The organism is Curtobacterium sp. MCLR17_051, assembly GCF_003234395.1.
Lineage (GTDB): Bacteria > Actinomycetota > Actinomycetes > Actinomycetales > Microbacteriaceae > Curtobacterium > Curtobacterium flaccumfaciens.
In genome coordinates, this window is sequence record NZ_QKTA01000029.1 from 1 (window position 1) to 18,863 (window position 18,863).

19 protein-coding genes are annotated in these 18,863 nt (G+C 72.3%); 13 read left to right on the forward strand and 6 right to left on the reverse strand.

The window, feature by feature from the left end; all coding sequences use genetic code 11:
* Positions 1 to 85: 85 nt before the first annotated feature.
* The 3 genes from DEJ06_RS17165 to DEJ06_RS17175 all read left to right on the forward strand — a co-directional run bounded on the left by DEJ06_RS17165 (position 86) and on the right by DEJ06_RS17175 (position 2,453).
* Positions 86 to 1,018, forward strand: coding sequence for an ABC transporter ATP-binding protein (locus tag DEJ06_RS17165; RefSeq protein ID WP_111031071.1), 933 nt, complete (start codon positions 86 to 88; stop codon positions 1,016 to 1,018).
* The gene (locus DEJ06_RS17170) at positions 1,015 to 1,878 is read left to right on the forward strand and encodes an ABC transporter permease (protein ID WP_111040123.1); all 864 of its coding nucleotides are present in this window, start codon (positions 1,015 to 1,017) and stop codon (positions 1,876 to 1,878) included. The genes DEJ06_RS17165 and DEJ06_RS17170 overlap by 4 nt, the downstream gene beginning before the upstream one ends.
* Before the next feature lie 95 nt (positions 1,879 to 1,973).
* Positions 1,974 to 2,453, forward strand: a complete 480-nt coding sequence (locus DEJ06_RS17175) for a hypothetical protein (protein ID WP_111040124.1) — start codon at positions 1,974 to 1,976, stop codon at positions 2,451 to 2,453.
* 12 nt (positions 2,454 to 2,465) lie between these two features.
* Here DEJ06_RS17175 and DEJ06_RS17180 read toward each other — a convergent pair whose 3' ends face one another.
* The gene (locus DEJ06_RS17180; RefSeq protein ID WP_111040125.1) at positions 2,466 to 3,071 is read right to left on the reverse strand and encodes a dihydrofolate reductase family protein; all 606 of its coding nucleotides are present in this window, start codon (positions 3,069 to 3,071) and stop codon (positions 2,466 to 2,468) included.
* Between the two features lie 104 nt (positions 3,072 to 3,175).
* On the opposite strand from DEJ06_RS17180, the gene DEJ06_RS17185 reads away from it, so the two are divergent.
* Both DEJ06_RS17185 and DEJ06_RS18450 read left to right on the forward strand, forming a co-directional pair.
* Positions 3,176 to 5,143: a family 43 glycosylhydrolase gene (locus tag DEJ06_RS17185; protein ID WP_111040126.1), complete on the forward strand. Its 1,968-nt coding sequence runs from the start codon at positions 3,176 to 3,178 to the stop codon at positions 5,141 to 5,143.
* A 200-nt stretch (positions 5,144 to 5,343) separates the two neighbouring features.
* Positions 5,344 to 6,756, forward strand: coding sequence for a GAF domain-containing serine/threonine-protein kinase (locus tag DEJ06_RS18450; protein ID WP_111113950.1), 1,413 nt, complete (start codon positions 5,344 to 5,346; stop codon positions 6,754 to 6,756).
* Between the two features lie 549 nt (positions 6,757 to 7,305).
* Here DEJ06_RS18450 and DEJ06_RS17195 read toward each other — a convergent pair.
* Entirely contained in the window at positions 7,306 to 8,103 is a 798-nt protein-coding gene (locus DEJ06_RS17195; protein WP_111040127.1) for an SDR family NAD(P)-dependent oxidoreductase, read from the reverse strand.
* 110 nt (positions 8,104 to 8,213) lie between these two features.
* Between DEJ06_RS17195 and DEJ06_RS17200 the strand changes: the two genes are divergently transcribed.
* Positions 8,214 to 9,119, forward strand: a complete 906-nt coding sequence (locus DEJ06_RS17200; protein WP_111040128.1) for an AraC family transcriptional regulator — start codon at positions 8,214 to 8,216, stop codon at positions 9,117 to 9,119.
* A 133-nt stretch (positions 9,120 to 9,252) separates the two neighbouring features.
* Positions 9,253 to 9,465: a PLDc N-terminal domain-containing protein gene (locus DEJ06_RS17205; RefSeq protein ID WP_239001530.1), complete on the forward strand. Its 213-nt coding sequence runs from the start codon at positions 9,253 to 9,255 to the stop codon at positions 9,463 to 9,465.
* 6 nt (positions 9,466 to 9,471) lie between these two features.
* On the opposite strand, the gene DEJ06_RS17210 is transcribed toward DEJ06_RS17205, so the two are convergent.
* The 4 genes from DEJ06_RS17210 to DEJ06_RS17225 all read right to left on the reverse strand — a co-directional run bounded on the left by DEJ06_RS17210 (position 9,472) and on the right by DEJ06_RS17225 (position 12,368).
* On the reverse strand, positions 9,472 to 9,957 hold the full coding sequence (locus DEJ06_RS17210; RefSeq protein ID WP_111040129.1) for a tetratricopeptide repeat protein: 486 nt from the start codon (positions 9,955 to 9,957) through the stop codon (positions 9,472 to 9,474).
* Positions 9,954 to 10,763 carry a PmoA family protein gene (locus DEJ06_RS17215; RefSeq protein WP_111040130.1) on the reverse strand — a complete coding sequence of 270 codons (810 nt, stop codon included), beginning with the start codon at positions 10,761 to 10,763 and terminating at the stop codon, positions 9,954 to 9,956. Before DEJ06_RS17215 ends, DEJ06_RS17210 begins: the two co-directional genes overlap by 4 nt.
* 10 nt (positions 10,764 to 10,773) lie before the next feature.
* Positions 10,774 to 11,442, reverse strand: a complete 669-nt coding sequence (locus DEJ06_RS17220) for a bifunctional 2-polyprenyl-6-hydroxyphenol methylase/3-demethylubiquinol 3-O-methyltransferase UbiG (protein WP_111040131.1) — start codon at positions 11,440 to 11,442, stop codon at positions 10,774 to 10,776.
* A gap of 176 nt (positions 11,443 to 11,618) precedes the next feature.
* A complete protein-coding gene (locus DEJ06_RS17225) occupies positions 11,619 to 12,368 on the reverse strand; it encodes a FadR/GntR family transcriptional regulator (RefSeq protein ID WP_111040132.1) in 750 nt (249 codons plus the stop codon).
* Positions 12,369 to 12,584: 216 nt separating this feature from the next.
* Here DEJ06_RS17225 and DEJ06_RS17230 point away from each other — a divergent pair, with 216 nt between their 5' ends.
* Genes DEJ06_RS17230 through DEJ06_RS17255 form a run of 6 tightly spaced genes read left to right on the forward strand, consistent with a single transcriptional unit; the run spans position 12,585 to position 18,845 of the window.
* On the forward strand, positions 12,585 to 14,003 hold the full coding sequence (locus DEJ06_RS17230) for an MFS transporter (protein WP_110865572.1): 1,419 nt from the start codon (positions 12,585 to 12,587) through the stop codon (positions 14,001 to 14,003).
* Positions 14,000 to 15,763, forward strand: coding sequence for a dihydroxyacetone kinase family protein (locus DEJ06_RS17235; protein ID WP_111040133.1), 1,764 nt, complete (start codon positions 14,000 to 14,002; stop codon positions 15,761 to 15,763). The genes DEJ06_RS17230 and DEJ06_RS17235 overlap by 4 nt, the downstream gene beginning before the upstream one ends.
* Before the next feature lie 25 nt (positions 15,764 to 15,788).
* The gene (locus tag DEJ06_RS17240) at positions 15,789 to 16,274 is read left to right on the forward strand and encodes a ribose-5-phosphate isomerase (protein WP_071406070.1); all 486 of its coding nucleotides are present in this window, start codon (positions 15,789 to 15,791) and stop codon (positions 16,272 to 16,274) included.
* Positions 16,274 to 17,089, forward strand: coding sequence for a triose-phosphate isomerase family protein (locus DEJ06_RS17245; RefSeq protein ID WP_111040134.1), 816 nt, complete (start codon positions 16,274 to 16,276; stop codon positions 17,087 to 17,089). Before DEJ06_RS17240 ends, DEJ06_RS17245 begins: the two co-directional genes overlap by 1 nt.
* Positions 17,086 to 17,931 (forward strand): sugar phosphate isomerase/epimerase, encoded by an 846-nt coding sequence (locus DEJ06_RS17250; protein WP_111040135.1) that lies wholly within the window; start codon positions 17,086 to 17,088, stop codon positions 17,929 to 17,931. The genes DEJ06_RS17245 and DEJ06_RS17250 overlap by 4 nt, the downstream gene beginning before the upstream one ends.
* Positions 17,928 to 18,845, forward strand: a complete 918-nt coding sequence (locus DEJ06_RS17255; protein ID WP_071406073.1) for a phosphogluconate dehydrogenase C-terminal domain-containing protein — start codon at positions 17,928 to 17,930, stop codon at positions 18,843 to 18,845. The genes DEJ06_RS17250 and DEJ06_RS17255 overlap by 4 nt, the downstream gene beginning before the upstream one ends.
* The last annotated feature ends 18 nt before the right edge of the window (positions 18,846 to 18,863 follow it).

Genomic DNA, 18,863 nt, shown 5'->3' on the forward strand with positions numbered 1-18,863 from the left:
TCGGTGCCGCGTCACCCTGTGGGAGCACACATCTCCCCCCAACGGCGGACGCGGCACCGACGGCCCCTCCCGTAGCGTCGAGGCCGTGATCGAAGTCAGCCATCTCACCAAACAGTACGGTCCGAAGACCGCCGTGGACGACGTCTCCTTCGTCGTGCGTCCCGGCAGTGTGACCGGCTTCCTCGGGCCCAACGGCGCCGGGAAGTCCACCACGATGCGCATGATCATGGGGCTCGACCGGCCCACGTCGGGCAGCGCCACCGTGAACGGCCAGCCGTACACGAGCTTCCGCGACCCGCTCCGGCAGGTCGGCGCCCTGCTCGAGGCGAAGGCCGTGCACTCGGGCCGTAGCGCCTACAACCACCTGCTCTCGCTCGCGGCGACCCACGGCATCCCGAAGTCCCGCGTGCACGAGGTCATCGACATGACCGGCCTCGACTCCGTCGCGAAGAAGCGCGTCGGCGGGTTCTCGCTCGGCATGGGGCAGCGCCTGGGAATCGCTGCCGCACTGCTCGGCGACCCGAAGACCCTGATCCTCGACGAGCCGGTCAACGGCCTCGACCCCGACGGTGTCGTGTGGGTGCGTCAGCTCGCTCGCCGCATGGCCGCCGACGGCCGCACGGTGTTCCTCTCCAGCCACCTGATGAGCGAGATGGCGCAGACCGCCGACCGCGTGGTCGTCCTCGGCCGGGGCAAGGTCCTCGCCGACGCCCCGATCGCCGAGTTCGTCGCCGGTGGTGGCGCCGCTGCCGGCACCGATGCCGCCGTCAGCCGTGTCATCGTCCGCACGCCGGACCCGAACGGCCTGTTCACCGCGATCGGCCCGAACGCCGCGGTCACCCAGCGCGAGGACGGCTCGTTCCTCGTCGTCGGGCCCGACGCACCGACGGTCGGCAACATCGCCGCACAGGCAGGCGTCCCCCTGCACGAACTCACCCCGACCGGCGCGAGCCTGGAGGAGGCCTACATGGCCCTCACCCGCGACGACGTCGAGTACCGATCGGAGGGCACCCGATGAGCGCCACCACCTCGCCCACCACGCCGTCGACCCGGATGTCCGGCTCGACCCGCCTGTCGTTCCCGCACCTGGTGCGGAGCGAGTGGATCAAGCTGCGCAGCATCCGGTCCACGTTCTGGTGCTACGCGATCCTGGTCGTCCTCACGATCGGCATGGCGGCGCTGATCGGGGCGAACACGAACAGCGGCGGCCAGGAGCTGCCGACGGACGTCGCCAACGGCACCTTCGTGAACACCAACGCCGTGGGTGTCCTGCTCTCGTCGCTCGTCGTCGGCGTGCTCGGCGTCCTCATCATCACCGGTGAGTACGGCACGGGCCAGGTTCGCTCGACCTTCACCGCAGACCCGCGGCGCACCGGCGTGATCCTGGCGAAGGCCACCGTCCTCGCCATCGCGACCTTCGTCGTCAGCGCCGTCGCCACGTGGATCGGCGTCCTCATCTCGCTCCCGCTGCTGGCCGGCAACGGTGTCGAGCCGGAGATCGGTGACCCGTCGGTGTTCCTGCCGATCCTCGGTTCGTCGGTCTTCCTGACCCTGCTGGCGCTCCTCGCGTACGGCATCGGTCTGCTCGTCCGGTCGAGCGCCGGCGGCATCGCGATCACGCTCGGCCTCCTGCTGGTCGTTCCGGGGGTGCTCGCACTCATGAGCGGACTGATGAAGGTCGACTGGCCGATGGACATCGCGGCGTTCCTGCCCGACTCGGCCGGCGGCCAGCTCTACGCCTACTCGTACGACGGCGCGAGCACGGTCGACAACAGCGGGGTCGTGCTGAACGGCTGGGGCGGCTTCGGCGTCCTCGCCGCCGAGGTGCTCGTCGTGGGTGGCCTCGCCCTGACGCTCGCGCGCCGTCGCGACGTCTGACGCGACCACCCCACGGCCGGGAGGCGCGGTGCCAGCCGGCACCGCGCCTCCCGTCGTTCCGCGGTGCGAGTCCAGGGCCTCACTAGGCTCACAGCGTGCGTTCCGTCCCCGCCCTGCTCCTGCCCGCGATCGCGGGTGTGCTCCTGCTGGCCGGCTGCTCCGGGCCGCCGCCCGTCGACGAGGCGGCGCTGCACGCCTGGGAGAAGCGGCAGCGAGCAGTCGAGTCGAACACTGAGCTCGGCGCCTTGTTCGCCGCGGTGTCGCCCGGGATCGACGACAGTGACGCACCGGGCACGGGCGTCACCATCACGTTCCCGCACCCGAAGTCGGTCGACCACCTCGAGTTCTCCTGCTTCGGGGACGGGCACATGAGTGGCTCCTTCACCATCGGGTCGGCGGGCGCCTCCCAGACCCAACCGACAGAGCCGATGGCTTGCCGAGACGGCTGGCAGCGGATCGACCTTCCAGCGGAGCTGCGTCGCCAAGCGGACAGCGTTTCCTTCAACGGGTTCGACAGCGACCGGGACAGCGCCTGGTACGTCCGGATCATCGCCACCGAGCCCGTCGCGGACTGACCGAGCGAGCGCTCAGGACCGCCGGACGTCGTACCGGTGCAGGGTGACGCCGTTGTCGTAGCGCTGCTGCTCGAGCAGGTCGAGCTGCACGAGCGGCCGGTGCCCCGAGAGCGGCGGATCGAACAACGGGCGGCCGGCGCCGAGCACCGACGGGTGCGTGAACAGCATGACCTCGTCGAGCAGCCCGGCGTCGAGCAACTGGCTCGCGATGCTCGGCCCGCCCACGCCGACGTCGCCGTCGCCGGAGGCACGGATCGCGGCCAGCTCGGCGATCGCGTCGCCGTCGCCACCGATGACCCGGGTGTCGTGGTCGGCGGTGGTCCGTGTGCGGGACACCAGGATCTTCGGCTGCGCGGTCCAGATCTCGCCGTACTCGCGCAGGTACTGCGGCATCGACTCGTCGTGCCGGGCATCCGGCCAGAACGGGTCCATCATGTCGCGCACCACCCGACCCTCGACGGACAGGGTCATCGCGGCGGCGCGGGCGTTGAACTCGCGGTGCAGTGGCTCGTCGATCCGGATCCAGTCGGGTCCGTCCAGGCCGTCGTGCTCGCCGGGGGCCCGTTCGACGAACCCGTCGACGGAGACGTTGATCCAGTAGACGAACCTCGCGGGCATGGCATGACTCCTTCGTCGAGCCGAGCGTACGCTCGCGCACGTCGCCAGGCGACACCCGCACTCCCTCCAGCAGTACCTTCCTCAACGACGAGAGCAGGTCCGGCATGCGCCGATCGTCCACCGCACTCCTCGCCGTCGTGACGTTCCTCGGCGTCGCGACCACGGGCCTCCAGGCCGGGCCAGCGGATGCGTCCGCGATGCCGGGCGGGACCACCCGGGCGACCACCACCACGACCGCGGCGTCGAGTGCGGCCAGCCGGAACGGCCGCGCGGCGCCCAGTCACCAGAACCCGGTCGCGCTCAGCCTGCCGGACGGGCAGACGGCGGCGAGCTGCGCGGACCCGACCGTGATCCACGGAGCCGGACGCGACCGCAACTGGTACCTGTACTGCACCACCGACGCGCTCACCGCGACGGAGCAGAACCCGGACGGGTCCCTCGTGCAGCACGCCGTGCCGACGTACCGGTCGACCGACCTGACCCACTGGACGTACGTGAACGACGCGTTCCCGACGAAGCCCGCCTGGGTGGATGACGCGAACGGGATCTGGGCGCCGGACGTCGTGTACCGCGCCGGGGACCGTGGCCGCGCGGGCACCTGGTACCTGTACTACGCGGCCTCGGACACCCCGTCGGCGACGGGGCCGAGCGGCGGCGGCTCCGCGGTCGGGGTGGCGACGAGCTCGAGCCCGACGGGCCCGTGGAAGGACTCCGGCGGCCCGGTCGTGGCACCGCAGACCGCACCGAACGGCGACGGAGCGCGGTGGGCGTTCGACCCCGAGGTCATCACGGACAAGGGGACGACCTACCTGTACTTCGGCAGCTACTTCGGCGGCGTGAACGTCCGACGCCTCAGCGCCGACGGACTGCGCTCTCACCCGTCGACCGAGCGGCAGATCGCGATCGACAACCGCTACGAGGGCGCGTACCTGATGCGGCACGGTGGCTGGTGGTACTTCATGGGCTCCGCCACGAACTGCTGCAACGGCGCCCTGACCGGCTACGGCGTCTTCGTCGCCCGCTCGCGCAGCCCGCTGGGACCGTTCACGGACCGCGACGGCGTGGCGATCACGAGCACCCGGGTCGGTGGCACGCCCCTGCTCGCGCAGAACGGCAACCGTTGGGTCGGGACCGGCCACAACACCGTGGTCACCGACTTCGCCGGGCAGGACTGGATCATCTACCACGCGGCCGACCGGAACGACCCGTACTACGCGGGGCAGCCGACCTACACGAAGCGGCCGGCGCTGATCGATCCGCTCGACTGGCAGGGCGGCTGGCCGGTCGTCCGCGGTGGTGCCGGCCCGTCGGACACGGTGCAGCCGGGGCCGGTCGCGCAGCCGGGGCAACGGCCGACGTACCGGGCGTCGGCCGCTCCCGTCGACGTGCCGGGCCGGACGATCCGGGCATTGTCGACCTCGTTCGACGGTGCCGCGCTGCCGGGGGCGGCGCCCGGGGCAGAGACCGGGGCAGCGCCCGGAGCGCTGCCTGCCCAGCTCGCCTGGACGCGTGAGCCCGACCCGTCCACGTGGACCGTCGCCGACGGCACGTTCCGCTGGCAGACGCAGGACGCCGACATCCACCCGCCGGCGACGCCGCTCGCATCGGTGCTGTCCGAACCGGCACCCCGTGGGGACTACGTGCTCCAGACCACGGTCGGGGTGGACACCCCGGCCACCGGCGACGGTCTCAACTACGTGCAGGGCGGCCTGATCGTGTGGGGTGACGACGGCAACTACGTCCGGCTCACCTCGAACTCGATCTTCAACACCCGCCAGACGGAGTTCGGCAAGCAGGTGTCCGGGCAACCGGCCGGGGCGCCGAGCTACGGGAACATGGTCGTCGGTCCGGTCGGGGACACCACCACGCTCCGGATCGTCCACCGCGAGGTCCGGGGTGAGGACCGGTACACGGCGTACACGAGCCTGGACGGGCGGCACTTCGTCCGGGGCGGGACCTGGACGGCGGACCTCGGCAGTGCACCCCGCGTCGGGCTCATCTCACTCGGGGGCCCCGGCTTCACCAGCACCTTCGAGGACCTCCGCGTGAGCTCGGTCGCGACGCGTCGCTGACGGGGAGGTCGGGTGGCGCCGGGATCGCAAGACACCGGTGTTCGCACGTTGAACCGCGGTCTGCGCGTGTTCGACCCGCGAACACCGGTGTCTTGCAGGCCGAACGGCACCCGTTCAGCCGGAGAACGACGTCGGCGAACGAGATACCCGTCGGGATGCGAAGATGCATCGTTGGTGCCGGAGCCGAGAACGAGGGTTGGATGATCCCGACGGAAGACCACGACGCGAGTGCGCCGCTGCTCGACGGTCGGTACCGCGTGGAGCAAGCGATCGGCCAGGGCGGCATGTCCGTCGTCTACCGGGGTGTGGACGAGAGCCTGCACCGCCCGGTCGCGATCAAGCTCTTCCACGCGGGCATCGTCGACATCGCCCGCCAAGAGGCCGAACTCGGTGTGCTGGCGTCGCTCGAGCACCACAACCTCGTCAGCCTGCTCGACGCCGGAGTCGTCACCGGGCAGGACGGCACGCAGCAGCGCTACATCGTGATGTCGCTCGTCGTCGGGCAGGACCTCGAGGAGCGCCTGGCCGTGGGCCCGCTCGCCTCGCGGCACATCGCCGAGATCGGCTACGACATGGCCGAGGCCCTCGACTACATCCACGCCCACGGCGTCGTGCACCGCGACATCAAGCCGTCGAACATCCTGCTCGTCGACTACGGCAACGGTTCCGACCGGGCCCGGGCGCGCCTGACCGACTTCGGCATCGCGCTCGCCGCCGGTGTCGAGCGCCTGACCGCCGACGGCGTCACCACCGGCACCGCGGCCTACCTCAGCCCCGAGCAGGCGCGCGGCGGCGAGGTCGGCCCGCCGAGCGACGTCTACTCGCTCGGCCTCGTGCTGCTGCAGTGCTTCACCCGCCGCCGGGAGTTCCCGGGCTCGCTCGTCGAGTCCGCCGTCGCGCGGCTGTCCCGCGACCCCGTGGTCCCCGAGCCCCTGCCCGAGCACTGGAAGCACCTGCTCCGTGCCATGACCGCGCAGGACCCCGCAGCCCGTCCGCTCGGTGCCGAGCTGGTCACGATGCTCCGCGACGTCGTGATCGCCGAGACCGCCACGGCCGACCACGTGGTCGAGCCGACCGACGAGACGGCACCGGTACCGACGCGCCCCGAGACGGACCGCCCGGCGACCCTCGACACCCTGCCCGACGAGTCGCTGCAGCGCACCACGGCGATGGCCGCCCGGCTCTTCGACGCACCGATCGCCCTGGTCGAGGTCCTCGACGAGGACCGCGAGTGGTCCCAGTCGTACATCGCCGAGGGCGTCGACGAGGCAGCCCGCAGCATCAGCTTCCGCAACGGCTTCGCCCCGGTCCCCGTCCCCGTCGTGATCCCGGACGGCGCCGCGCACCCCGAGATGCGGAACAGCCCCCTGGTCACCGGTCCGCTCGGCATCCGCTTCTACGTCAGCGTCCCGCTCGTCAAGCACGACGGCGCACCGATCGGCACCCTCGCCGTGCTCGACACCCGCCCGCGGCAGGCCACCGAGGACGACCTCGCGAACCTCCGCGACCTGGCGGCGCTCGCCGTCTCGCAGCTCGAGATCCGCCAGGAGTCCCTGCGTACGACCAGCGACTCGCTGCCGGTCCCACGGGTGGTCGGCGACCACACCGCCTGACGGGAGGCCCGGTGCCACCCCGCACCGCGCCTCCCGACCGTGTGGTGGTCGCGCCCACCGCCGCGCCCACGCCGTTCGCCGAGCGGTTGCGCCCCGTCGCCTGGAGGGCTCCCGCGCGACGATCCGTGACCGCACGACCACCCGCCAGCGGCGCGTCGTGACCACTCGCGGACCGATGCCCGGCTGACCGACTCCTGCCGAGCGGGCGAAATGCCGAGGTGCCTCACGTGCCGACCCCGGTGTTCCGCCCGTTCGTGGTGGTGGGGGTTCGCGCGGGTCGGCTGGCGCTGCCGAGCGGGCGAAATGCCGGGGTGCCTCCGCGAGCCGACCCGGGTGTTCCGCCCGTTCGTGGTGGTGGGGGTTCGCGCGGGTCGGCTGGCGCTGCCGAGCGGGCGGAATGCCCGGGTGCCTCCGCGAGCCGACTCGGGTGTTCCGCCCGTTCGTGGTGGTGGGGGTTCGCTCGCGTCGGCTGGCGCTGCCGAGCGGGCGGAATGCCGGGGTGCCTCCGCGCGCCGACCCGGGTGTTTCGCCCGCTCGTGCGGGGCGCGCTCAGCCGAGGCGGGTTGCGGCGAGGCCGCCGTCCACGTCGATGGTGGCGCCGTGCACGAAGGTCGCCTCGTCGGAGGCCAGCCAGCGCACGGCGAACGCGACGTCGACCGGTCGGACGGGTGCGCCGGCCGGGGTGCCGGCCGTCATCTGCGCGAGGACGTCGTGCGAGTCCGCGTTGCCCGGTGTCGCGGTGGCCCCGGGCGACACGGTCGATACCCGGACGCCGTGCGGTCCGAACTCGGCTGCCCAGGCGCGGGTCAGCTGCTCGACCGCGGCCTTCGTCGCCGGGTAGAGCGCCGTGAACGGGACGCCGACGCGGGACATCCACGAGCCGATGTTCACGACGACCCCCGAGCCGCGTTCGACCATCGCAGGAGCCAGCGCTCCGACCAGCACGTGGGGTGCGCGGACGTTCGTGGCCCAGAGGGCTTCGGCGTCGTCGTCGGCGAGCAGTGCGGTGGGGCCGACCGGGTAGACGCCGGCGTTGTTGACGAGGACGTCGACCCGGCCGCCGAGGGCCTCGGTGGCGCGGGCGGCGAGGTCGCGGACGGCATCGGGGTGGGTGTTCAGGTCGCCGATCACGGCCACGGCGGTGCCTTCGGACGCGGTGATGGCGTCCACCACGGCCTGCGTGCGCTCCGGGTCGCGGCCCGCGACCGCGACGGTGGCGCCGGAGGCGGCGAGGACACGGGCGACGGCTTCACCGATGCCGCTCGAGGCGCCGGTCACCAGTGCGGTGCGGCCGGCCAGTCGGTCGTCGGTGGTCAGGGAGTCGAGGAGTGCTTCGTTGGTCTGCATGCTCCGATGCTCGGTCCGACGGACCCGGCGGTGATTGCCCAGGACTCCGGAGTGCTTGCCGGATCCCGCACGGGCACCACTCGCGCCGGATGCCTCGACAGAATGGGCACATGGACGATGTCACCTCGGACCGGCTGGACCGTGCGCTGCAGAGCGTCCTCGCCCACCTCGACGACGCGGAGCGCGCCGGACGGCTCGGCCTCCGCCTGGCCCGGGTGGACCGTCCGACCGATCTCGGGTACCAGCGCTACACGCCGTCGGTGTCGGTGGTGCTCGCGGGGCAGAAGCGGTCCATCGTCGGGGACGACGACCAACTCTGGGGTCGCGAGCGCTTCATCATCACGCCCGTCGACCTGCCCGTGATCGCCGGGGTGGTCGAGGTCGAACCACCCGCGGGGTTCGTCGCGGTCGTGTGGCAGCTCGACCCCGCGGTGGTGGCCGAGGTCGCGACGGCGATGTCCCGTCCGCACCAGGACGAGGCGCCGCCGGCACGACTCGGCAGCTGGACCCCGGCCCTGGCGGACGCGTTCGCCCGACTCGTCGGACTGCTCGATGCTCCGGAGGACATGACGGTCCTCGCCCCGCTCGTCACCCGCGAGGTCGTGCTCCGCCTGCTGCAGACCGACCAGGCACCGCGCATCCTGGCCGCGATCGGCAACCGGGACGGCGACGTCGTCGCAGCGGCCACCGCCCTGCTCACCGACCGGTTGGCGGACCCGTGGTCGGTGGCGGGCCTGGCCGCGGCGGTCCGGACGAGCGAGTCGACGCTGTTCGCCCGCTTCCGGCAGGTCACCGGGATGAGCCCGGTGCAGTACTTGCGGCGGCTGCGACTCGGAGAGGCCCGTCGTCGGATGATCGTGCTCGGTGACACCGCCGCCCAGGCTGCGGTCGCGGTGGGGTACCGGAGCGCCTCGCACTTCTCGCGCGACTACCGCGCCCTGCACGGTCGGCCACCGGCTGCCGACGCCGGTCGGGCCCGTGAACTGCTCGCGCTGGGTGAGGTCGCGATCGCCTGATCTGCCAGCGTGATCGCCAGACCGACCCGCGCGGTCAGTCGGACGGATGACGCGGACGAGTCCGGGCAGGCCCTACTGTCATCGATGCGGGCGACGACCGTCGCCGCGGAGAGGACCGCTCGTGTTGACGAACGTGTCGGGAGCACACGCCGTGGTGCTCCTCGTGCTGCTGGCGCTCGAGGCCGTGGCGCTGGTTCAGGTCTGGCGCGACCGTCGCCGGACGCAGGTGGTCAAGGTGCTGTGGACGGTGGTCATCCTCGCGCTGCCCGTGATCGGCGTGCTGGGGTGGGCCGTGAACTGGCTGCTCGGCAAGGCTGCGGACGCGCTCCAGCGCCGGAACGCCTGACGCGCGTCAGTCCTCGGTGAGGGCCGCCGCGTAGGCACGGACGGACCGGTGGTACCGGGGGAGCGTCGGCTCGACGGCCTCGATCGCGACGCGCAGGGCCTCGGCGGAGCGTCCGGCGCTGTGCAGTGCGAGCGCGAGGAACACCTTGGGTGCCGCTCCGGTGGCGGAGTGCTCCGGCGCGTCGCGGAGCATCGCGATGGCCTCGTCGATCCGACCGAGGTTGCGGAGCGTCGAGGCGTGCTGGACGACCATCCTGGCGGCGCGATCTGGGTCGACGGCGTCCAGGCCAGCCGTGGTCGCGGCGGCGTACTGCACGTCGGCCTCGGCCTCGTGGCCGCCCGAGTCGAAGGCGCCGCCGAGCTCGAACGCGCCGAGTGCGGGATGCGGAGCGTCGGCGGCGAGGTCGCGCATCCACTCGATCCGCTGCTGATCGTCGATCGTCTCGTCGTCCCACAGCGCCGCGACGCGTGACTCCCAGTCCCCGGTGCTCATCCGGCGAGCGTACCGCCGTCGGTGATCGTCGCGCGGAACGAGCGGACCAGCGGAGCGCCGGGCTGCACGACGGCGGGGGAGTCCCACGCCAGTGCCGAGCCGATCGCCGGGTACTCCTCGGCGCGGACGAACCAGGGGTCGTGGTGGTCGAGGGCCTCGATGCGGATCGTCGCCGGACCGCCGTCGAACACCGCCGACCAGGTGATCCAGGGTGCGGCCGAGCCGTGCACGGCGGCCTCGCCCTCGGCATCGGCGGTCCGGATGACCACTCCCGTGCACTCCGGGAACCGCCAGAAGAAGCCGCCGTAGCCCGCTCCGGTCCGGCCGTTGCTGCCGGGGCCGCCGAGGTGCACGGGGGAGTCACCGGGGGCCCGGAACGACGACGACCAGGAAAGTTCCCACCCGCTGGTGACCGCGCGCCAGCGGAGGGTGCGGTCCTCGCGCAGGACCACCGCGCGGTCTGGGCCCCGCCAGACGAGCTGCTCGGCGGACGTCGTGTCGTGCTGCTCCGCGTGCACCACCTCGACCGAGCCGTGGTCGTCATGCCACACGTAGCCGGAGCCACGGACGTAGGTCGGGCCGCCCCAGCAGTTCACGGCGTCGACATAGGGGATGGCGACGCCGACCCCGCAGTGCCAGTCGTGGTCGCCGGGGTGGTGCGCGCTGACGACGGTGCCACCGAGGGTCCGGACCGGGTGCATGTACGGCCGAGGGGACGACGTGGCGACCGTGCCGGCGCCGCTGCGTTCGACGGCGACCTCGACACCGTCCACGACGAGCGCGCGGATGCCGTCGTCGGTGCTCACGTCACCGACGCTACCCGCGCGTCAGGCGGGCGACCACGACGCTGTCGAGGACCTCGTGCGGGTCACCCTCCGGCGTCGTCGCGGTGCGCGGCCGGACCTCGGCGACCAGGACGTCCCACCGGTCGTCGAGCTGCAGGGCGGCGAGGTCGTCGGCCGGTGCGGGGAACCGGTACTCCCGCAGCTCCGGCGGCAGGTCGTCGTGCGGCGGAGCGCCGTGCGCGGTGACGAGCAGGTGCCCGCCGGCGGCGACGAAGCCGGCTGCCCGACGCAGGATGTCGGCTCGGGGGATCTCCACCGGCCACGACTGCAGGAACGAGGCCGTCACCAGGTCGAACCGCGCGGCGGTGTCCCACCGGGCGAGGTCCGCGGCGACGAATGCCGTCCGCTCCTGGACCCCGGCGGCGACGGCAGCCCGCGAACCACGCTGGAGCGCCGTCACGGACAGGTCGATGCCCGTCACGTCCCACCCCTGCTCGGCGAGCCACACCACGTCGCCGCCCTCGCCGCAGCCGAGGTCGAGCGCCCGCCCCACCGGCAGCCCCCAGGTCACCGAGGCGAGCACGGCGTTCACCCGGCCCGACCAGATGCCGTTGCGCTCGGCGTAGCGGGCCTCCCACCACTCCCGGGCTGACGGTGCGGTGGCAGATCCGGCGGCGGAGCCGTCATGGTGGGTGTGCATGCACGTACTCCAGCGCACCTGCCGGGCCGGACCCAAGCGGTGTTGCCGACCCGGCAACACCGCACGGTGCGGGGCGGGCGCGCCCCGGGCCTCCCGTCCGCCCTGATCGTGAGCACAGGACGTCGGGTCGGCTCGACGGACCCGACCATTCCTGCTCACGAAGCGCGAGCGCCCCGCTACTCGTCGGCGGGCAGCGGCTCGGCGTGCTCGATGCGGGCGCTCGCCGTGGCCATGTGTTCGTCCATCGCGCGCTGCACGGCGGACACGTCGCGGACGCGCAAGGCCTCGAAGACGGCGCGGTGCTCGTGGAACGCGGCCTCGGTCGCCTGCCGGGTCTGCACGCGCCGCGCGACCCAGACGCTCAGCATCGAGCGCAGGCTCTGCAGCAGGTCGGCGAGCACGTCGTTGCCGGACGCCCGCGCCAGCAGGACGTGGAACCGGACGTCGGCGTCGATGAAGGCCTGCGGGTCGTCGAGCGTCGCCTCCTGCCGGACCAGGTACTCGCCGAGTTCGGTGATCTGCTCGTCGGTGGCGCGCTGTGCGGCGAGGATCGCGGCCGTGCGCTCCAGCGAGGACCGGATCTCGAGCAGCTCGCGGGTGCGGTTCGAGGCGAGCATCAGACCCCACGACAGGGTCGTCGGGAGCAGGTCCGAGGTGCCTCCGCGCAGGTAGGTGCCCGAGCCGGGGCGGATCTGCACGATGCCCAGGATCTCGAGGGCGGCGAGGGCCTCACGGACGGCCGAGCGTCCGACGCCGAGCCGCTCGGACAGGACCCGCTCCGAGGGCAGTCGTGAGCCGGGGGCCAGCTCGCCGGCGGTGAGCAGCGAGACGAGCTGTCGGGCGACCACCGAGGCGGGGGACCCGACGGGCACGGACTCGAGTTCGAGTCGGATGTTGAGGGGGTCGTCCGGGCTGAACGCGGGCATGCAGTGAGCGTACCGGTCGGTCAACCGGTTGCGGCGAGAGCAGCGCCGAGGCGCCGAGCGCGCGAAATGGTCAACCGGTTGACAAGTTGGCCGAGCACGACGCACACTGGATCAGGCGCACCGATGCGCCCGCTCCCGATCCGCGCAGCAGCACGGACCATCCCGGCGCAGCCGCCAGGACGGGAGTCGTACCACCCCCACCGAGCAGGAGTCATCGTGGACATCCCCGCCACGCGAGGCATCCCCACCTCGGTCGTCGAGAAGACGGCCATCCGCAAGATCGCGATCCGCATCGTGCCGTTCGTGGCACTGATGTTCTTCATCAACTTCCTCGACCGCACCGCGATCTCCTTCGCCGCCCCCAACGGCATGGAGGCCGACCTCGGCCTGACCGCCGCCCAGTTCGGCTTCGCGTCCGGTGTGTTCTTCATCGGCTACCTCGTGCTCGAGGTGCCGTCCAACCTGGCGCTGCACAAGTTCGGCGCCCGGATCTGGCTCGCTCGCATCATGATCACGTGGGGCATCGTGTCCCTGCTCTTCACGTGGGTGCAGAACTACCCGCAGCTCGTCGGCCTGCGCTTCCTGCTCGGCATCGCCGAGGCCGGCTTCTTCCCCGGCGCGATCCTGTTCCTGTCGACGTGGGTCCCGGCCCGGCACCGCGGCAAGATGCTCGCGCTCTTCTACCTGGCGCAGCCGCTCACGAGCGTCATCGGTTCCCCGCTCGCCGGCTGGCTGATGACCCACGAGGGGATCCTCGGCGGCCTGGCCGGATGGCGCTTCATGTTCCTCTGCGTCTCGATCCCGGCGATCATCGTCGGCGTCCTGTGCCTCTTCGTGCTCAAGGACAAGCCGTCGCAGGCGAAGTGGCTCGACGAGGACGAGAAGGTCTGGCTCGAGACGACGCTCGCTGCCGAGAGCGCCGCGAAGGGCGGCGGAGACGGTCACGGCAAGGGCGGCCTGCGTGCGGCCTTCGGCTCCGGCCGCGTCTGGATGCTCGCCGCGGTGTACTTCGGCTTCATCTACGGCCTCTACGCGCTCAGCTTCTTCCTGCCGACGATCATCGACGGCTTCCAGGAGCAGTTCGGCACCACGTTCGACCTGTTCCAGAAGGGCCTCATCACGGCCATCCCGTACGTGCCGGCCGCGGTCGTCCTGTACTTCTGGTCGCGTGACGCCTTCCGTCGTGGCGTCCGGGTCTGGCACATCGCCGTCCCGGCCCTGGTCGGTGGCCTGAGCATCCCGGTCGCGCTCTACATGAACAGCCCGGCCGCCACCGTCGCGGTCATCGCGATCACCGCGTGTGCGATCTTCGCGGCCCTGCCGAACTTCTGGACGGTCCCGACGCAGTTCCTGACCGGTGCCGCCGCAGCCGCGGGGGTCGCCCTCATCAACACCGTCGGCAACCTCGGTGGGTTCGCCGCCCCGTACATCACGGGTGCCGTCAGCGAGTGGACCGGCGGCTACCAGGTCCCGATGTTCATCGTCGGCTTCTTCATGGTGCTGTCGAGCGTGCTGATGTTCGTGCTCGGCCGGAACACGAAGCGCAACGAAGCAGCTGCCGCGGCGTCCGAAGCCGACACCGCGGTCGCCGCCACGGACGGACCGACCGCCATCGCGAAGGAGGCCGGCGCATGACCCGCCTGTTCAACGACCCGGCGGACTTCGCCGACGAGATGGTGGACGGCTTCGTCGCCGCCAACCGCGCCCGGGTGCGCAAGGTGCACGGCGGGGTCGCCCGCTCGACCACCAGCCCCGAGGGCACCGTCGCGCTCGTCGTCGGCGGTGGCTCCGGCCACTACCCGGCCTTCGGCGGCCTCGTCGGGCACGGCCTGGCGGCCGGTGCCGCGATGGGCAACCTGTTCGCCAGCCCGAGCGCCCAGCAGGTCACCGCGGTCGCGAAGGCGTCCGAGCACGGTGGCGGCGTGCTGCTGAGCTACGGCAACTACGCCGGCGACGTCCTCAACTTCGACGCGGCGGCACGGGCACTCGAGGCGCAGGGCATCGACGTCCGCACGGTCCGCGTGACCGACGACGTCGCGTCCGCGCCCGCCGACCAGGCACACAAGCGCCGCGGCATCGCGGGGGACCTCTGCGTGTTCAAGGTGGCCGGCGCGGCCGCGGAACGCGGCGACGACCTCGACGCGGTCACGGCGATCGCGACCCGCGCCAACGACCGCACCCGCAGCTTCGGGGTCGCGTTCTCGGGCTGCTCCCTGCCCGGCGCCGACGAGCCGCTCTTCACCGTCCCCGAGGGGCGCATGGCCATCGGCATGGGCATCCACGGCGAACGCGGCATCGCCGAGGCCGACGTCCCCACCGCGGACGGCCTGGCCGACCTGCTCGTCGACAAACTCCTCACCGAGCGACCCGACGGCACCGGCACCGGGACCGGCACCGGCACCGCACCAGACGGCACGACAGCACGCCCCGGCCCCCGCGTCGTCCCGATCCTCAACGGCCTCGGCTCGGTCAAGTACGAGGAACTCTTCGTCGTCTTCGGCGCCGTCCAGCGGAAGCTCACCGACGCCGGCATCGTCGTCGTCGAGCCCGAGGTCGGCGAACTCGTCACCAGCTTCGACATGGCGGGCGTCTCGCTCACCCTGTTCTGGCTCGACGACGAACTCGAGCAGCTCTGGGCCGCTCCCGCCGACGCCCCCGCCTACCGCAAGGGCGGCGCCGTCCCGCAGCAGCCGGTGCCGGTCGAGGTCCTCGAAGCCGGCGTGGTCGTGCCCGTGACGCCCGGCACCGAGGAGTCCCAGGCCGCAGCAGTCCGCGTCGCGAGCGCGATCGCCGCGATCCGCGCCACGATCGATGACCACGCCGACGAGCTCGGCCGCATCGACGCCGTCGCCGGTGACGGCGACCACGGCATCGGCATGCAGCGCGGCTCCACCGCCGCCGACCGTGCGGCACAGGACGCCGCCGCCCGTGGCGCCGGCGTCGGTTCGGTCCTCGCGATCGCCGGAGACGCCTGGTCCGACAAGGCCGGTGGGACGTCCGGTGCGATCTGGGGTGCCGCCCTGGAGGCACTGGGTCGCGTCCTCGGCGACGACGAACGCCCGTCGGCCGCCACGGTCCAGAGCGCGGTGCACGCCGCCACCGAAGCCGTCCTGGCATTCGGGGCCGTTCCCGGCGACAAGACGATGGTCGACGCGCTCGTGCCGTTCGACCAGGTCTTCTCCGCCCGGGTCGACGCCGGTGACGAACTCGTCGACGCCTGGTCGGCCGCCTCGGCTGCAGCACAGACCGCGGCGGACGCCACGGCCGACCTGTTGCCCCGGATGGGCCGCGCCCGCACCCACGGCGAGGACGCCGTCGGCACCCCGGACGCCGGCGCGATCTCGTTCGCACTCATCACCGCCGCGGTCCTGGCGACCATCGCCGTCCCCGCCTGACCCCCACCACGAAAGGCACACCCGCATGAGTGAGCAGCAGTTCCGCATCGTCGTCGGTTCGGACGACGCCGGCTTCGACTACAAGGAGGTCATCAAGGCCGACCTCGCGAAGGACCCCCGCGTGGCCTCCGTCGTCGACGTGGGCGTGGACGCCGACGGCCACACCGCCTACCCGCACGTCGCCGTCGACGCCGCCCGTCTGGTGGCGAACGGCGAGGCCGACCGCGCGATCCTGATCTGCGGCACCGGCCTCGGCGTCGCGATCGCGGCGAACAAGGTCCCGGGCATCCGCGCCGTGACCGCGCACGACTCGTTCTCGGTCGAGCGCTCGATCCTGTCGAACGACGCCCAGGTCCTCTGCATGGGGCAGCGCGTCGTCGGGGTCGAGGTCGCGCGCCGGATGGCGAAGGAGTGGCTCGGCTACACCTTCGACCAGACGAGCGCGAGCGCCGAGAAGGTCAACGCGATCTGCGCCTACGACGGCTCCGCCCCGGTCGGGACCGACGCCTGATGCCCGCGACCACGGCAGCCGCCCCGGTGACGATCGGGGTGTCGCTCAAGATGTACTTCAGCCACGCCCGGACGCTCGAGTGGGCGGCCGCCGTGGCCGACATCGCCCGGAGCCACCCGGCGGTGCGGTCCGGCGCGGTCGAGCTCTTCGTGGTGCCGACGTTCCCGTCGCTCGTCCCGGTCCGTGCGGTGATCGGGGACGCCCCCGTGACGCTCGGCGCGCAGGACCTGGCGTGGGCGGACAGCGGCGCCTTCACCGGCGAGGTCTCCGGCGCCGAACTCCGTGAGATCGGGGTCGACCTCGTCGAGATCGCACACGCCGAGCGACGCGAACTGTTCCACGAGACGGACGACGAGATCGCCGGCAAGGTACACGCGGCGTACCGCAACCACCTGCGGCCCCTGATCTGCATCGGCGAGACCGAGCGCGCCGCCGACGGCGACCCCGCGGCAGCGATCGCCGAGGTCACCGCGCAGCTCGACCGCTTCACCGCCACCGCGACCGCCGACGGGCTGGCCGGACCGCTCATCGCCGCGTACGAGCCGGTGTGGGCGATCGGTGCCCCGCAGCCCGCACCCGACGAGCACATCGTCGCGGTCCTGGCCGGCATCGAGCAGCACCTGGCGACCCGGCCGGAGCTCGCCGGCTCCGTCGCGATCTACGGCGGCAGTGCCGGTCCGGGCCTGCTGGCCCGCGGTGCCGGACGCATCGGCGGCCTGTTCCTCGGCCGCTTCGCCCACGACCCCGAGGCGATCCGCACGATCCTCGACGAAGCCGAGGCGCTGGCCGCGACGCAGGACGGAGCACCGGCATGACGTCCCTGCTCGGCCTCTCCACCTACGCCTACTTCTGGCGCATGTCCGACCGCATCCCGTCGCCGATGTCCCTCGACGACGCCCTGCGCGCCGCCGCCTCGCACGACGGCGTCGACCTGTTCCAGATCTGCGACCACCTGCCGCTCGACACCGCGACCGACGAGCGCCTGGCCGCGATCCGGTCCCTGGCCGCCGACCTCGGTCTCGCGCTCGAGGTCGGCACCCGCGGCACCCGGCCGGAGCACCTCGCCCGGTACCTGCACGTCGCGCAGCAGCTCGGTGCGACGCTCGTGCGGAGCATGTGGACGAGCGGCGACGACCAGCCCGACGCGGCCGAGACCGAACGACGCCTGCGGCAGGCGCTCCCCGCCTACGAGCGCGCGGGCGTGACCCTCGCGCTGGAGACCTACGAGGTCGTCGCCACCGCCGACCTCGTCGCGGTCGTCGAGGCGATCGGCTCCGACCACCTCGGCATCTGCCTCGACCCGGCGAACACCGTCGCCCGACTCGAACACCCGGCCGACGTCGTCGCGATGACCGCCCCGCACGTCGTCAACTGGCACGTCAAGGACTCCGCCTTCACCCGCTCACCGGGATGGGTCGGCTTCCAGTACACGGGCGTGCCGATCGGCACCGGGGTCCTCGACCACGACGCCGTCCACGCCGCGCTCGAGCCGGACACCCGGGGGATCAACCGCGTCATCGAGTTCTGGCTGCCGTGGCAGGACGAGCACGCCGGCGCCGAACCCCTGCCGGGGGAGACCCCCGCACAGACCACCACCCGCATCGAAGCGGCGTGGACCGAACACACCATCGAGTACATCAGGAGCAAGGAATCATGACCGACACCGTCACCACCACCCACACCGTCGCTGCCGGATCCGGCACGGCCGACGTCACCGTCGCCGTGATCGGTGCCGGCGGCAAGATGGGCACCCGCGTCTCGAACAACTTCGCGAAGAGCGAGTACACCACCCTCTACAGCGAGGCGTCGCCCGCCGGCCAGGAGCGCATCCAGGCCCTCGGCCGCGAGATCACCGACAGCCTCGACGCCGCGAAGGCCGCCGACGTCGTCATCCTCGCCGTCCCGGACGTCCTGCTCGGCACCATCTCGGAGCAGCTCGTCCCCGTCATGAAGCCCGGCGCGTCGATCCTGACGCTCGACCCGGCCGCCGCCTACGCCGGTCTCCTCGCCAAGCGCGAGGACATCCACTACGCCGTGGCACACCCGTGCCACCCGTCGGTGTTCCTCGAGCGCACCACCAAGGCCGAGTGGGACGACACCTTCGGTGGCATCGCCGCCCCGCAGGAGGTCATCGCGGCCTTCGACGCCTCGGAGTCGCTCGGCGACGAGGGCGACCGCGCCAAGGCCGTCGCCGAGGCCGTCATCACCACCATGTACGCCCCGGTCATCCAGGTGCACTGGGTCACGGTGAAGCAGCTCGCCGTGCTCGAGCCGACCCTCGTCGAGACCATCGCCTGCATGATCGGCGACTTCCTCAACGACGCCCTCGAGGAGACCGTCACCGGTGTCGGCGTGCCCCGCGAGGCCGCCCGCGCCATGCTCTACGGCCACACCTGGATCGCGCTGACCAACGGCCTGCGCGGCTCGAACCCGTTCTCCGACGCATGCCACATCGCGATGGGCTACGGCCGCGAGAAGCTCATCAAGGAGGACTGGAAGCAGGTCTTCGACGACAGCGAGCTCGACTCGGTCATCGCGAAGATGCTCAAGATCGACGCAGTCCGGCGCTGAGCCGGACCGCCACCGACC